General features: G+C 58.7%; 16 protein-coding genes (1 of these 16 running past the window's edge). 8 read left to right on the top strand and 8 right to left on the bottom strand.

Annotation, left to right across the window (positions count from 1 at the left end; translation table 11 throughout):
• Window positions 1–730, bottom strand: partial view of a tyrosine--tRNA ligase gene (gene tyrS / locus AC3ISG_RS02200; protein ID WP_205486518.1) — the 5' portion only. It extends 470 nt beyond the left edge of the window; the window shows 730 of its 1,200 coding nt (coding positions 1–730); its start codon is at window positions 728–730; the stop codon falls past the left edge of the window.
• 211 nt (window positions 731–941) lie between these two features.
• On the opposite strand from tyrS, the gene AC3ISG_RS02195 reads away from it, so the two are divergent.
• A complete protein-coding gene (locus AC3ISG_RS02195) occupies window positions 942–2,375 on the top strand; it encodes a peptidoglycan DD-metalloendopeptidase family protein (RefSeq protein WP_489298423.1) in 1,434 nt (477 codons plus the stop codon).
• A 3-nt stretch (window positions 2,376–2,378) separates the two neighbouring features.
• Window positions 2,379–3,470: an anhydro-N-acetylmuramic acid kinase gene (locus AC3ISG_RS02190; protein ID WP_205486510.1), complete on the top strand. Its 1,092-nt coding sequence runs from the start codon at window positions 2,379–2,381 to the stop codon at window positions 3,468–3,470.
• Between the two features lie 63 nt (window positions 3,471–3,533).
• On the opposite strand, the gene erpA is transcribed toward AC3ISG_RS02190, so the two are convergent.
• Both erpA and argC read right to left on the bottom strand, forming a co-directional pair.
• Complete coding sequence (gene erpA, locus AC3ISG_RS02185; protein ID WP_122536594.1) at window positions 3,534–3,884, bottom strand: iron-sulfur cluster insertion protein ErpA; 351 nt, start codon at window positions 3,882–3,884, stop codon at window positions 3,534–3,536.
• 168 nt (window positions 3,885–4,052) lie between these two features.
• Window positions 4,053–5,087: an N-acetyl-gamma-glutamyl-phosphate reductase gene (gene argC, locus AC3ISG_RS02180; protein WP_122536593.1), complete on the bottom strand. Its 1,035-nt coding sequence runs from the start codon at window positions 5,085–5,087 to the stop codon at window positions 4,053–4,055.
• 133 nt (window positions 5,088–5,220) lie between these two features.
• Between argC and hemJ the strand changes: the two genes are divergently transcribed.
• The 5 genes from hemJ to coq7 all read left to right on the top strand — a co-directional run bounded on the left by hemJ (window position 5,221) and on the right by coq7 (window position 8,645).
• Complete coding sequence (hemJ, locus tag AC3ISG_RS02175; RefSeq protein WP_122536592.1) at window positions 5,221–5,646, top strand: protoporphyrinogen oxidase HemJ; 426 nt, start codon at window positions 5,221–5,223, stop codon at window positions 5,644–5,646.
• 44 nt (window positions 5,647–5,690) lie between these two features.
• Window positions 5,691–6,605, top strand: coding sequence for a DUF805 domain-containing protein (locus tag AC3ISG_RS02170; RefSeq protein ID WP_122624546.1), 915 nt, complete (start codon window positions 5,691–5,693; stop codon window positions 6,603–6,605).
• Between the two features lie 55 nt (window positions 6,606–6,660).
• The gene (locus AC3ISG_RS02165; RefSeq protein ID WP_205486503.1) at window positions 6,661–7,446 is read left to right on the top strand and encodes an SDR family NAD(P)-dependent oxidoreductase; all 786 of its coding nucleotides are present in this window, start codon (window positions 6,661–6,663) and stop codon (window positions 7,444–7,446) included.
• Window positions 7,447–7,532: 86 nt separating this feature from the next.
• Complete coding sequence (locus tag AC3ISG_RS02160; protein WP_065991361.1) at window positions 7,533–7,871, top strand: histidine triad nucleotide-binding protein; 339 nt, start codon at window positions 7,533–7,535, stop codon at window positions 7,869–7,871.
• 126 nt (window positions 7,872–7,997) lie between these two features.
• Entirely contained in the window at window positions 7,998–8,645 is a 648-nt protein-coding gene (coq7, locus tag AC3ISG_RS02155; protein ID WP_122624544.1) for a 2-polyprenyl-3-methyl-6-methoxy-1,4-benzoquinone monooxygenase, read from the top strand.
• A gap of 101 nt (window positions 8,646–8,746) precedes the next feature.
• On the opposite strand, the gene speD is transcribed toward coq7, so the two are convergent.
• A complete protein-coding gene (gene speD, locus AC3ISG_RS02150; protein WP_037019204.1) occupies window positions 8,747–9,541 on the bottom strand; it encodes an adenosylmethionine decarboxylase in 795 nt (264 codons plus the stop codon).
• A 235-nt stretch (window positions 9,542–9,776) separates the two neighbouring features.
• Complete coding sequence (locus tag AC3ISG_RS02145) at window positions 9,777–10,199, bottom strand: OsmC family protein (RefSeq protein ID WP_037019202.1); 423 nt, start codon at window positions 10,197–10,199, stop codon at window positions 9,777–9,779.
• A 206-nt stretch (window positions 10,200–10,405) separates the two neighbouring features.
• Here AC3ISG_RS02145 and crp point away from each other — a divergent pair, with 206 nt between their 5' ends.
• A complete protein-coding gene (crp, locus tag AC3ISG_RS02140; protein ID WP_122536587.1) occupies window positions 10,406–11,050 on the top strand; it encodes a cAMP-activated global transcriptional regulator CRP in 645 nt (214 codons plus the stop codon).
• 26 nt (window positions 11,051–11,076) lie between these two features.
• On the opposite strand, the gene AC3ISG_RS02135 is transcribed toward crp, so the two are convergent.
• Genes AC3ISG_RS02135 through trpD form a run of 3 tightly spaced genes read right to left on the bottom strand, consistent with a single transcriptional unit; the run spans window position 11,077 to window position 13,704 of the window.
• Window positions 11,077–11,772 (bottom strand): lipoate--protein ligase family protein, encoded by a 696-nt coding sequence (locus tag AC3ISG_RS02135; protein WP_489298422.1) that lies wholly within the window; start codon window positions 11,770–11,772, stop codon window positions 11,077–11,079.
• Between the two features lie 49 nt (window positions 11,773–11,821).
• A complete protein-coding gene (gene trpC / locus AC3ISG_RS02130; protein ID WP_122624540.1) occupies window positions 11,822–12,658 on the bottom strand; it encodes an indole-3-glycerol phosphate synthase TrpC in 837 nt (278 codons plus the stop codon).
• Window positions 12,655–13,704: an anthranilate phosphoribosyltransferase gene (trpD, locus tag AC3ISG_RS02125; RefSeq protein WP_192173234.1), complete on the bottom strand. Its 1,050-nt coding sequence runs from the start codon at window positions 13,702–13,704 to the stop codon at window positions 12,655–12,657. Before trpD ends, trpC begins: the two co-directional genes overlap by 4 nt.
• Between the last annotated feature and the right edge of the window lie 13 nt (window positions 13,705–13,717).

Genomic DNA, 13,717 nt, shown 5'->3' with positions numbered 1-13,717 from the left:
TAATGCCGGGCGCTTCCTGGATACCTACGTAGTTACCCAGCGACTTGGACATCTTCTTGACGCCGTCCAATCCTTCCAACAACGGCATCGTCAGAACACACTGAGCTTCCTGACCATAAGCACGCTGCAGCTCACGCCCCATCAGCAAGTTGAATTTCTGATCGGTGCCGCCCAGCTCGACGTCTGCGCGCAAAGCTACCGAGTCGTAACCCTGCACAAGCGGATAGAGGAATTCGTGGATGGCAATCGACTGGTTCGACTTGTAACGCTTGTCGAAGTCATCGCGCTCCAGCATGCGCGCTACGGTGTATTGGGAAGAGAGCCGGATGAAGTCTGCAGGACTGAGTTGATCCATCCAGGTGGAATTGAATGCCACCTCGGTCTTGGCCGGATCCAGAATCTTGAAGACCTGTGCTTTATAGGTCTCGGCGTAGTCGAGCACTTGCTCGCGCGTAAGCGGGGGGCGGGTAGCACTCTTGCCGCTCGGATCGCCAATCATGCCGGTGAAGTCGCCGATCAGGAAAATCACCTGATGCCCTAGATCCTGGAATTGGCGCAGCTTGTTAATAAGCACCGTGTGTCCAAGGTGCAGGTCGGGCGCGGTTGGATCAAAACCGGCCTTGATGCGAAGTGGCTGCCCACGCTTGAGCTTTGTGATCAGCTCGGCCTCGACCAGGAGTTCATCTGCACCACGCTTGATCAGCGCTAGCTGCTCTTCAACCGACTTCATAACCGCCCCGTAATGCCTTATTTCAAAGGGAAACAACCATACAAGATCAGCGCCCAAATACAAGTTCTGACAATAGGAGCATGACGAATCGCGGAGCAAGCCGATCACAAGCTTGCCTCAGGCGAGATTTGGTTATATTTTATACAGTTATTTCATCTTCATCATGTCATTCATCTTTTCCATTTCATCTTTTTCAAAGTCAAAATTACCTATGACCGACACTCCGCCTAAAGCGCCACCGCTTTATCCGAAGAGCCACCTGCTCGCAGCCAGCGGTATCGCCGCGCTGCTTAGCCTGGCTCTCCTTGTATTTCCATCCAGCGACGTCGAAGCCAAACGAACAAACCTTACTCTGGAACTCGACACACCTGCCGATCAGATCGAGCAAGAACAAGACGCTCAAGAACAGACTCAAGCCACAGACGCGCCGGTAGATTCTCCGTTCGCTCAGATCGAAGGTGATGCGGCTGAGCCGGCCGAAACAGCCAAGACCTCCAACGACACCAAGGCCGCGCCGAAAGAGATCGCTACTGCCAAGGGCCCGACCCACCGGGAAGTGGTGGTATCGAAGGGCGATACGCTGTCGACATTGTTCAGCAAAGTCGGTCTGCCCGCGACGGCAGTGCATGACGTGATTGCCAGCGACAAGCAAGCCAAGCAGTTCAGCCAGTTGAAAAATGGCCAGGTGCTGCAGTTCGAACTGTCGCCTGAAGGCAACCTCAAGCAACTGCACAGCAAGCTGAGCGAGACAGAAAGCATCAGCTTGTCTCGTACAGACAAGGGCTACACATTTACCCGTGACGTGAGTAAACCCAACGTCCGCACTGCCTATGTGCATGGCATGATCAACAACTCGCTGTCGCAATCCGCCCAGCGTGCAGGCCTGAGCCACACCATGACCATGGAGATGGCAAACATCTTCGGCTACGACGTCGACTTCACCCAGGATATCCGCAAGGGTGACGAATTCGATGTGATCTACGAGCAGAAGGTCGTCAACGGCAAGACGGTCAGTACGGGCAATATTCTTTCGGCGCGCTTCGTAAACCGCGGCAAGACTTACACCGCTGTGCGTTATACGAACAAGCAGGGTAATACCAATTATTACACCGCAGACGGCAACAGCATGCGTAAGGCGTTCATCCGCACGCCAGTCGAATTCGCCCGCATTAGCTCGCTGTTCTCATCCGGTCGCAAACACCCGATCCTGAACAAGATTCGCGCCCACCAAGGCATCGACTACGCTGCACCTCGTGGCACGCCAATCAAGGCGACCGGCGATGGCAAAGTCATTCTTGCCGGGCGGCGCGGCGGCTATGGCAATACCGTGATCATCCAGCACGGTGAAACGTACCGGACGCTGTACGGCCACATGCAAGGTTTTGCCAAGGGCATCCAGTCGGGATCCAGCGTCAAGCAGGGACAAGTCATTGGCTATATTGGAACCACCGGGCTGTCGACGGGTCCTCATGTTCATTACGAATTCCAGGTAAACGGCGTTCATGTCGATCCATTGGGGCAGAAGCTGCCGATGGCTGATCCGATCGCCAAGTCCGAAAAACAGCGGTTTATGCAGGAGAGCCAACCTTTGATGGCTCGCATGGACCAGGAAAAGGCCACCATGCTGGCCTCGAGTAAGCGCTGACCCATGACTTTATATGTAGGTGTAATGTCCGGAAGCAGTCTGGATGGACTCGACTTCGCGCTGGTAGAACAGGATGACCGACCACGTCTGCTCGGCACCTACTACATTCCCATGCCGGACGATCTTCGCGCCGAACTGCTTGGGCTCTGTGCCAGCGGCCCGGACGAGCTGGCACGCGCCGGCATTGCCGAGCAGAAATGGGTTCACCTCGCGGCTCAAGGCGTACTGGCCCTGCTGGATCAGCAGAATGTTTCAGCCGGTGAGATCCGCGCCATCGGCAGTCACGGTCAGACGATTCGTCACGAGCCGGCTCGCGGCTTCACCATCCAGATTGGCAACCCTGCCCTCCTGGCCGAGCTGACGGGAATCACCGTGGTCAGCGACTTTCGCAAGCGCGATATCGCTGCAGGTGGCCAAGGCGCGCCGCTGGTTCCGGCATTCCACGAAGCGCTGTTCGACGATAACAAGGACTACCGCGCCGTGCTCAACGTGGGTGGGTTCAGCAACCTCAGCCTGATCGAAATAGACAAACCGGTTTCCGGCTTCGACTCGGGCCCGGGCAATGTGTTGCTCGACGCCTGGATTCAAGCACAGCGCGGCGTGAGCTATGACCGCGATGGCGCTTGGGGCGCGAGCGGGACAGTCAATGATGCGCTGCTCAAGTCCATGCTCAGTGATCAGTTCTTTCAGACCAAGGGTCCCAAGAGCACCGGCCGTGAAGTGTTCAACCTTGGCTGGGTTCACCACCACCTGTTCCAGATGCCCACGCTGAGACCGGAAGATGTGCAGGCGACACTGCTGGAAGTCACCGCATTGAGCATTACCGAGTCGCTGCAATCGGCACAGGCGCAGACCAAAGAACTGCTGATCTGCGGCGGCGGCGCTCACAACAAGGCCTTGATGGATCGACTGGCAGCGCTGCTGCCGGCAACAAAGGTCACGAGCACGGCGGAGTTCGGCGTCGATCCTGATTGGGTCGAGGCGATGGCATTCGCCTGGCTCGCGCACTGCGCACTGGAAAGCGTGCCCGCCAATCGTCCGAGCGTCACGGGGGCCAAAGGCTTGCGTGTTCTGGGTGCCATCTACCCGGCTTAAGCGCAACGCCCGAAATGCAAAACGCCGCGCAAATGCGCGGCGTTTTTGTCTGTACCGACTGGATCAGATCGAAAACGAAGAGCCACAGCCACAAGTAGTCGCGGCGTTGGGGTTCTTGATCACGAAGCGAGAGCCTTCCAGACCCTCCTGATAATCCACCTCCGCACCTGCCAGGTACTGGAAGCTCATAGGGTCGACCACAAGGCTGACGCCCTCGCGCTCGACGATCGTGTCATCTTCGGCGACGTCTTCATCAAAAGTGAAGCCGTACTGGAAGCCGGAACAACCGCCACCGGTCACGAAGACGCGGAGCTTCAGGCGATCATTGCCCTCTTCGTCGACCAGGGTTTTCACCTTGTGCGCGGCACCGTGGGTGAATTCCAAAGCCACAGGGGTAAAGGATTCAACGCTCATGCTCAAAATCTCCCGGCGCTAAGCCGTCATAATGCGTAATGTCGCGCATTATCCGCTTCTCCTAGAAAATTGGTCAACTATTGTCACGGCAGCCACAAGCCGCAAGCGACAAGCTGCGAGAAACAGCCAGCTATCGGCTTACAACTTGAGGCGCTCGACTTGACGCCGTTAAGGCAGCATCCCCGCGTGGGACAGGCCCAGGCGCTCATCAAGGCCAAACATGATGTTCATGTTCTGCACGGCCTGGCCCGAAGCGCCTTTGACCAGATTGTCGATGACCGACAGCACCACCACCAGATCGCCATCCTGCGGACGATGCACCGCCATGCGACAAACGTTCGCGCCGCGTACGCTCCGGGTTTCCGGATGGCTGCCGACCGGCATCACGTCGACGAATGGCTCATTGGCATAACGCTTTTCGAACAACGCCTGCAGATCGACCGACCTGTCAACGACGGTCGCGTACAACGTGGCGTGAATACCACGGATCATCGGCGTCAGGTGCGGCACGAACGTTAGCCCGACATCGCCACCTGCAGCACGACGCAGCCCTTGGGTGATTTCGGGAAGATGGCGATGCCCTTTTACGGCATAGGCCTTGAAGCTCTCGCTGGTTTCGGAATACAGCGAGCCCACACTGGCGCCGCGTCCTGCACCACTGACGCCCGACTTACAGTCGGCGATCAAACGCGACGGATCGGCCAGGCCCGCTTCGAGCAGTGGAAGAAAACCCAGCTGGGTTGCGGTCGGATAGCAACCCGGTACCGCAATCAGGCGTGCGCCCTTGATGTGCTCGCGATTGACTTCCGGCAGGCCGTACACCGCCTCGTCGAGCAGTTCCGGCGCGCCGTGGGGCTGGTTGTACCACTTGGCCCACTCGACCGGATCCTGCAGACGGAAGTCGGCGGAGAGGTCGATGACCTTAGTGCCGGCGGCGAGCAATTCGCCCGCCAGCGCATGTGCGACTCCGTGAGGCGTGGCGAAGAACACCACGTCGCATGCGCCAAGCACTTTGACATCCGGCACGCTGAATGCCAGACCGTCATAGTGACCGCGCAGGTTCGGATACATGTCAGCGACAGGCAGACCTGCCTCGGAGCGCGAGGTGATCGCAACCACTTCAGCCTCTGGATGTTGCGCCAGAAGACGCAGCAACTCGACGCCGGTGTAACCCGTGCCGCCGACGATACCGACCTTGACCATAACCTGCCCCTCAACGAAACCACTGGAAAGCCGCTGATCATATGGGCCGATCGCCAATGGGACAACCGCGAACGTGACGTACGGGCGCCGATGCCACTACTATTTGGCACCGTGTCCCTGGAAAAAAACCAAAATGCTCTATCTCTGGATCAAAGCGCTGCATATCGTCGCGATGGTGTGCTGGTTCGCCGCCCTGTTCTATCTGCCGCGATTGTTCGTCTATCACGCCATGAGCGAAGACGCCGTAAGCCGCGAGCGTTTCTGCACCATGGAGCGCAAGTTGTACCGGGGGATCATGATGCCCGCGATGATCGCTACCCTGATATTCGGGATCTGGCTGATCGTCCTCGCACCGGGTTTCCTGCAGCAAGGCTGGTTGCACGCCAAGCTCACCCTCGTCGTCCTGCTGATTGGCTATCACCACGTCTGCGGCGCGCAGGTCAAACGCTTCGCCCGTGGAGAACCAGGCCGCAGCCATGTGTTTTATCGCTGGTTCAACGAAGTACCCGTGTTGATCTTGCTGGCGGTGGTCATTCTGGTTGTCGTCAAACCGTTCTGACGCGCATCGCTCACATCATATGAACTCAAGACAAGGAAGCCGGCATGTCGGAGCACTTTAAGATCGTTTTCGAGGGACAGTTGCGAACAGGGGTTGAGCTGGAAACTGCACGCCTGAACCTGGCGCAGCTGTTCAAGACCGACGTGTCCGGCGTTGATCGTCTCTTCACCGGGAAACCCGTGACCATCAAGCGCAGCTTGACGCGGGACGACGCGCAGCGCTATCTCGCGGCGCTGAACGATGCAGGCGTCGAAGGCCGTATCGAGGTTGAGGAGCCAGTGTCACTGAGCCTTGATGAAGTGGTGGAAGACGTTCCCCAGCGTCCGGCTTTCGAACCTGCAGCATCGCCCTACGCACCGCCGCGCACGCCGGTTGCACAAGACTGGCCCGCCGTGGGCGAATTGAAGGTGTTCTCCATTCAGGGCCGAATCGGCCGCTTGCGCTATCTGGCGTGGAGCCTGGCGCTGGTTGCAGTTGGCCTGCTGGTCGCCGCCCTGTGCGTCGGCGTTCTAAGCGTTTCGCTGGTGGCGGGCGGACTGCTCGGCACCGTTGCCCTCGTCGCGTTCGTGGTTGTCAGCATCCAGATCGGCGCCCAGCGGTTGCACGATGCCGGGTGGTCAGCCTGGTTGCTGTTGCTGAATCTGGTACCGGTAGTGGGCAGCTTCTTTCCGATCGTAATGATGGCCGTCCCCGGCAGCACGGGCCCGAATAGGTATGGTCCGCCGCCGCCAGGTAACACACCGCGCGTCAAGGTCCTCGCCATCCTGTGGCTTGCGGTGCTTGCGCTGGTGTTTATCGTCGCGATGATGGGTGGCATGGAGACTGTTCAAGAGCAGGTCGAAGCCACCACCAGCGAATACGAGGAAGCGCTGCCGTACGACGATGACACGGAACAACCGGTCGTTCCCGTTGATCCTGTAGATATTGGTGACTCGTCCGACAGCAACGACGACCAATAACTATCTGGCAGCAAGGACGCTGTCTTACTACGAGCTGCAAACACTGGAGAATTGCATGACCCGTTACGCCATGGTCACAGGGGCATCCAGCGGTATTGGCCTGGCGATGGCCGAAGCCCTCGCCCGCCGGGGTCGCAACCTTATTCTGGTGGCCAGGCACCGGGAGATGCTTGAGAGCATCGCAATCGAGTTCACCCAACGCTTTGGTGTCGAGGTGCTGTTCCGCGCCTGCGATCTGGGTGAGCCACTGCGCCTCTCGGGCTTTCTGCTTGAACTTGAGGAAGGCTCGCGAAGTATCGATTTGCTGGTCAACTGCGCGGGTATTGGCAACAGCGGGCCGTTTCTAGCCCAAGAGTGGGCGCAGGAGCAGGACCTGCTCGACCTTAATGTGCTCGCGTTGACGCGCCTCTGTCACACAGTCGGCAACCTGATGGCGGTGCAAGGCGGCGGCCAGATCCTCAACGTTGCGTCGATCATGGGCTTTCAGCCTGGGCCGTGGATGAGCACCTACGCCGCGAGCAAAGCGTATGTACTGCATTTTTCCGAAGGGCTTCGCGAGGAACTGCACAAAACTGGCGTGAAGATTTCGGTGTTGTGCCCCGGGCCGACGCGAACAGCGTTTTTCCGCACCGCACAGCTGGACGCCGGCAAGTTCACCCACGACAAACACATGACCGCCGAGGAAGTTGCGCTGTACACGGTTCGCGCGCTGGACAAGAACCGTGCGGTGATCATTCCTGGTTGGCGTAACAGGCTGCTGACACGCCTTCCGCGCTTCGCCGGTCGCTGGATGACGCGAAAACTCTGGGGCTCGATTCTCAAATCTCGTACGTCAGTCTGACGCAGCACATCGCAACAAACGTCTGGGCGTGACCCGGGACGCTCAGTACACTGCCTTCATCCCCCTCGAAACGGAGCAAGAAGGCTGTGGATACTTTGTTCACCAAGATCATCAACCGGGAAATTCCGGCGAAGATCATCTATGAAGATGATCAGGTACTGGCTTTTCACGACATCGCCCCACAGGCGCCAGTGCATTTTCTGGTCATTCCGAAGAAGCCGATCGCCACCCTCAACGACGTGACTGAAGACGATAAGGGCCTGCTGGGCCATATCCTGTTCACAGCGCAGCGCCTGGCGAAAGAGCTGGGTTGCGAGGATGGCTTCCGAGTGGTCATGAACACCAACGAAAAAGGCGGGCAGACCGTCTATCACATTCATATGCACGTGCTGGGTCAGCGCCAGATGAACTGGCCGCCGGGCTGAGTCATTCCATTCATGCTTCGTCGCCCCGTCGCAGGCGTGCTCTGCGCCTCGGCGGGCTGATGCCGGACAAGCCCGGTTACATCGTTTGAGGTAGACTGGCCACCGTGGATTTACCCGGAGGCGCCCATGGCTACCGAACGTCACTATTCCCCTATCGACCGCTTTCTGCTTCAGGCCGACGCTGCGATGAAGACGCTGCTGCCCGTCAGCGCGCACGCCCACCGTCCCTCGCCTGCCATCGTTCAACCCGACGTCAAGATGAATGAGTCCGACACCCGGCACGTAGCCGGGCTCATGCGCATCAACCACACTGGCGAAGTCTGTGCTCAGGCGTTGTATCAGGGGCAGGCGCTTACTGCGAAACTGCCTCAGGTACGCAAAGCCATGGAGCACGCCGCCGAGGAAGAGATCGACCACCTTGTGTGGTGCGAGCAACGCATTCACCAGTTGGGCAGTCACACCAGTGTGCTCAACCCGCTGTTCTACGGAGCTTCGTTTGGTATTGGCGCGGTGGCTGGCCTGATCAGCGATCGAATCAGCCTGGGCTTCGTTGCCGCGACGGAGGATCAGGTGTGCAAGCATTTGAACGAGCATCTGGAGCAATTGCCGGTCGAGGACGAGAAGTCCCGGGCGATTCTCGAACAGATGCGCGCCGACGAGGAGCATCACGCGGAAAGCGCGATCGAGGCAGGCGGTTTCCGCTTCCCGGCGCCAGTGAAATTCGGCATGAGCCTGATCGCCAAAGTCATGACCAAGACCACCTACAGGATCTGATCGGATCCGCGGCGACCGGCTTCTCTTACGGGGCAAGGCAATCGCTGGAGGCCGGAAACAAGAAAGGCGCCTGAAGAGGCGCCTTTTTTATCGCTGAAACCTTAGACCGGCATGTTGCGGCCGTAGAAGATTTCGAGCATCTCGTGCTTCACGCGGCCAGTGACCTGCTCGCGCTGCTCAGCGGAGAGATTGCTGGTGGCGTCGCCGAACAGGTAGTTGTCCAGTTCGAATTGCTTGAGCAGCATTTTGGTATGGAACAGGTTCTCCTGGTACACGTTGACGTCAGTCATCTGGTAGCTGTCGCGCGTGTCGTCGGAAAGGTAATTCTGGATCGAGTTGATCTCGTGGTCGATGAAGTGCTTCTTGCCTTCGACGTCACGGGTGAAACCGCGCACGCGATAATCGACGGTCACGATGTCGGACTCGAACTTGTGGATCAGGTAGTTCAGCGCTTTCAACGGCGAGATCACGCCACAGGTCGACACGTCGATGTCCACACGGAAGGTGGCGATGCCGTCAACGGGGTGAATTTCCGGATAGGTGTGAACCGTGATGTGGCTCTTGTCCAGGTGCGCAAGGATGGTTTCCGGCAGCGGACCCGGCGATTCTTCGATCTGGCTGTCGGTCGGCGTGACCGGCTGCTCGGAGATCAGAATGGTCACACTGGCGCCTTGTGGGTCGTAATCCTGACGCGCGATGTTCAGGATGTTCGCGCCAATGATATCGACGACATCGGTGAGAATCCGCGTCAGGCGTTCGGCGTCGTACACACTGTTGATGTACTCGACGTAGGCCTGCTGGTCCTGCGGGGTTTCCGCATAGCAGATGTCATAGATGTTGAAGCTCAAGGTCTTGGTCAGGTTATTGAACCCGTGGAGCTTGAGTTTGCTTTTCACCGTTAAAAACTCTCTATATGGGTGCGGCGCTGGCCGCGTGATCAAGCATGCCCGTCAACTGAGCCCGGCTCAGCTGCGTAGGACGGTTAACACCTCTTCGCGTTGGCGATTTTGGTTGTCTGGTCGGAGGCGAGCCGGCTATCCGGCGGTCGCGCCCTGAAAAAGGGGCGCATTATGCAGACGTCAGAAGTCGCATGCCATAGCCTGCACCGCTTTTGTGAAAATTGAGCGTTGCTCAGCCCAGTTCGATGATCTCGTAATCGTGGGTGATTTCGACGCCTGCATTACCCAGCATGATCGACGCCGAGCAGTATTTCTCGGCCGATAGCTCGATCGCTCGCTTGACCTGCGTTTCTTTCAGGCCGCGCCCTTTAACCACGAAGTGCAGATGGATCTTGGTGAAGACCTTGGGATCTTCGTTGGCGCGCTCGGCTTCCAGAAACGCCTCGCAGCTCTCGATAGGCTGGCGGGCTTTCTTGAGGATGCTGACCACGTCGTAGTTGCTGCAGCCACCCAAACCGATCAGCACCATTTCCATCGGGCGAACACCCAGATTGCGACCGCCGCTTTCTGGCGGGCCGTCCATCACGACCACGTGGCCGCTGCCGGACTCACCGAGGAACATTGCCTCACCCGCCCATTGAATACGCGCCTTCATCACCGGACTCCAATGCTTGAAAAATGGCGGCCAGCTTAGCACAGGGCTTTACTGTCGCTGAGTGGACCGGGCATGCCCGAAAACGAGGGAAATGTAGGAAATATCTGAAAAAATGGCTAATTGCCGGTCTTGAACTGCATCAAATCGGAAATACTGCCGATACCTCTAAGAATGCCTCAGGGCGCAGTTTTTTACGGGATACAGCCATGCTCGCCGTGCCGCCTCCGAACAAGATGAAAATCGCCGACAAACTGCTGCCCCATTCCCAGCGGCGAAAATGCCCGGCGAAGAGCAACATCATTTGCGCAGGCGAGGAATCGGACTCGCTGTACTTGATCCTAAAGGGCTCGGTGACGATCCTGATCGAAGATAACGAAGGCCGCGAGATGATAGTGGCCTACCTCAATACCGGGGATTTCTTCGGCGAACTGGGGCTTTTTCAGCAGACGGCCGCCGGTGCACAGCGCAGCGCCTGGGTGCGCGCCAAAACCGAATGCGAAGTGGCCGAGATCAGCTACGCCAAATTCCGCGAGCTCAGTCAGCATGATCCCGAATTGATGTATGCCATCGGTGCGCAGATCGCCGAGCGGCTGCGCAATACCACGCGCAAGGTTGGCGATCTTGCGTTTCTGGACGTCACTGGCCGCGTTGCCCGCAGCCTGCTCGATCTGTGCAAGCAGCCTGACGCGATGACTCACCCCGATGGCATGCAGATCAAGATCACTCGCCAGGAGATTGGCCGTATCGTGGGGTGTTCGCGGGAGATGGTCGGTCGCGTGCTCAAGGCGCTCGAAGAGCAGAACCTGGTTCATGTTCGGGGCAAAACCATGGTTGTGTTCGGTACCCGCTAACGACGTGACCGATGCCCGCAGCTGAATCAGATCCCGGCGAGCAGTCGCGTGTAGCGTTCGCTCAGGCGGTGAAGAAAATCCGGCACTTCGAACAGTTCGTGCAAGGCGATATGGCTCTCTGCTTTGCAGCGCTGCTCCAGCTCGCACGTCTCGTTAAAACGATTGACCGCATTCACCATTGCCACGCGTTCGTCATCCAGTAGCATCGCAGCATGAGCCAACACCACCGGCCGCTTGCCACCCTGACTCTGCCGCCAGCGCTGCGCCGTACCGACCATCTTGCGAGCGTTGAGGTTGACGTTGAAACGGCCATCGCAGAAGGCACCTTCGACTTCGCCCAAGGATGCATTGCCACCCAATTCAATCAGCGCATCCAGGATCGGCTGACACAGGCGCATGTAAGCGTTTTCGATGCGGTCGCGATCCAGGTCGGTGTCCGGCTGCACATACACAAGCGCCACATTCACCGTCGAAGGCGATTGCGGCACGGGCTCGCCGCCACTTTCACGCAACAGCACAGGCCATCCACTGTCGGCGAGCGTTTCGCTGGCTTCAGTGAAGCCGGGAAGACGGCTCAACCGCCGCGGCATGACCAACGCGCGATCCGTAGGCCGCCAGAACAGCAAACCACTGTCGGCGTACCCATCACACACCGATGCCAGCAGATCCTGCTCAGCCTTGAGGCCGGCTTCAACGCAGGTGTCCAAAAGCTGAAGGGTCATGCTGCCTCCTGACGCAAGTGGCGATGGCTTTCTGGCCTAGAACGATAGATCAGTCCAGCCCGCCGGACTTGATCGCCGTGCCTTTCTCCGGGAAAAACAGCCGCTGCAGTTCCACGCCCGGCTTCTCGGCGCGCATGAACGCCTCGCCAACGAGAAAGGAATAGACGTCGTTGATCTCCATCAGCTCGACATCGGCGCGGTTGAGGATCCCGCTTTCAGTGATGACCAGACGATCACGGGGAATACGTGGCAGCAGATCAAGCGTGGTTTCCAGACTGACATCGAACGTGTGCAAGTTGCGGTTGTTGACGCCCACCAGCGGGGTGTCGAGAGTTTTAAGTGCTCGCTCCAGCTCGTCGCCATCGTGGACTTCAACCAGCACGTCGAGGCCGACACCCTTGGCAACCGAGGCCAGCTCGGCCATCTTGACGTCGTCCAGTGCCGAAACAATCAGGAGAATGCAATCGGCGCCCAACGCCCGCGCTTCGACGATCTGGTACGGGTCGATCATGAAGTCCTTGCGGATCACCGGCAGAGAGCACGTCGCCCGGGCTTGCTTCAGATACTCGTCAGCGCCCTGGAAGAAATCAATGTCAGTGAGCACAGACAGGCAGGTAGCCCCGCCGGCTTCGTAGCTCTTGGCGATTTCCGCCGGCTGGAAGTTTTCGCGGATCACGCCTTTGCTCGGCGAAGCCTTCTTGATTTCTGCAATGACGGCCGGCTGCTTGCGCTTGGCCTGAGCAATCATCGCTTGAGCGAACCCACGCGGCGCATCGGCTACTTTCGCCAGAGTTTCCAACTCGGCGAGGCTGACGCTGGCTCGACGCGCAGCGATTTCCTCGACCTTTCGGGCCAGAATCTTTTCCAACACCGTCGGCACATTCATTCTTCATTCTCCTGCTTGAATACCGCGGTAAAGGCACCCAGTTCTTCCAGCTTCTCGCGGGCCAGGCCCGTGTGCAATGCGTCGTGGGCCAAGGCCACGCCTTCTCTCAATGACGACGCATGGTCAGCCGCGTAAAGCGCGGCGCCGGCGTTGAGCACGATCATTTCAGCGGCTTTCTGGCCGTGCTCGGATTTGCGCCGACCCAACGCGTCGCGAATCAATTCCAGCGATTGCGCCGGGCTGTCGACCACCAGGCCGAACAGGCTCTGGCTCTTCATGCCCAGATCTTCCGGCTGCACCCAGTATTCGGTCACTTCGCCGTTCTTCAGTTCCGCGACAAACGTCGGCGCGGCGATGCTGAATTCGTCCAGGCCATCCTGAGAGTGCACGACCAACACATGTTTGCTGCCCATGCGCAGCAGCACCTCGGCCAATGGCCTGCACAGCGCCTGACTGAACACGCCGACCACCTGATGTTTGACGCCAGCCGGGTTAGTCAGTGGACCGAGCATGTTGAACAGTGTGCGCAGGCCCAGTTCCTTGCGTGGTCCGGCGGCGTGTTTCATCGCGCCGTGATGGGTTTGCGCGAACATGAAACCGATGCCGACGCTGTCGATGCAGCGCGCCACTTGCACCGGGGTCAGGTTCAGGTAAACGCCTGCGGCTTCCAGTAAGTCAGCGCTGCCACTCTTGCCGGAGACTGCGCGATTGCCGTGCTTGGCGACTGTGCAACCGGCCGCCGCGATCACGAACGAAGCAGCGGTCGATACGTTGAAGATGTTCGCGCCATCGCCGCCGGTGCCGACGATGTCGACCACGCCGTCGAGGGTTTTGAGTTGGACCTGATCCGCCAGCTCGCGCATGACCGACACCGCACCGACAATCTCGTCGATGCTTTCACTCTTCATGCGCATGCCCATCAGAAATGCGCCGATCTGCGCCTGGGTGCACTGGCCGGTCATGATCTCGCGCATGACGTCGCGCATTTCATCGGTGCTCAGGTCCAGTTGATTCACAACCCGGCCCAGCGCCGTTTTGATATCCATTGCCATGTCGAAG

The sequence above is a fragment of the Pseudomonas sp. GL_135 genome (genome assembly GCF_057834665.1).
Note: the sequence above shows the minus strand (reverse complement) of the source record. Positions and strands in the feature narration are given on the sequence as shown.

Bases quoted from the DNA above. Each gene is read 5' to 3' on its own strand.
- crp (WP_122536587.1), top strand. From the start codon at position 10,406: ATGCTCGCCGTGCCGCCTCCGAACAAGATGAAAATCGCCGACAAACTG.
- AC3ISG_RS02170 (WP_122624546.1), top strand. From the start codon at position 5,691: ATGTCGGAGCACTTTAAGATCGTTTTCGAGGGACAGTTGCGAACAGGG.
- AC3ISG_RS02195 (WP_489298423.1), top strand. From the start codon at position 942: ATGACCGACACTCCGCCTAAAGCGCCACCGCTTTATCCGAAGAGCCAC.
- AC3ISG_RS02165 (WP_205486503.1), top strand. From the start codon at position 6,661: ATGACCCGTTACGCCATGGTCACAGGGGCATCCAGCGGTATTGGCCTG.
- hemJ (WP_122536592.1), top strand. From the start codon at position 5,221: ATGCTCTATCTCTGGATCAAAGCGCTGCATATCGTCGCGATGGTGTGC.
- argC (WP_122536593.1), bottom strand. From the start codon at position 5,087: ATGGTCAAGGTCGGTATCGTCGGCGGCACGGGTTACACCGGCGTCGAG.
- trpD (WP_192173234.1), bottom strand. From the start codon at position 13,704: ATGGATATCAAAACGGCGCTGGGCCGGGTTGTGAATCAACTGGACCTG.
- AC3ISG_RS02190 (WP_205486510.1), top strand. From the start codon at position 2,379: ATGACTTTATATGTAGGTGTAATGTCCGGAAGCAGTCTGGATGGACTC.
- erpA (WP_122536594.1), bottom strand. From the start codon at position 3,884: ATGAGCGTTGAATCCTTTACCCCTGTGGCTTTGGAATTCACCCACGGT.
- AC3ISG_RS02135 (WP_489298422.1), bottom strand. From the start codon at position 11,772: ATGACCCTTCAGCTTTTGGACACCTGCGTTGAAGCCGGCCTCAAGGCT.
- trpC (WP_122624540.1), bottom strand. From the start codon at position 12,658: ATGAATGTGCCGACGGTGTTGGAAAAGATTCTGGCCCGAAAGGTCGAG.
- coq7 (WP_122624544.1), top strand. From the start codon at position 7,998: ATGGCTACCGAACGTCACTATTCCCCTATCGACCGCTTTCTGCTTCAG.
- AC3ISG_RS02145 (WP_037019202.1), bottom strand. From the start codon at position 10,199: ATGAAGGCGCGTATTCAATGGGCGGGTGAGGCAATGTTCCTCGGTGAG.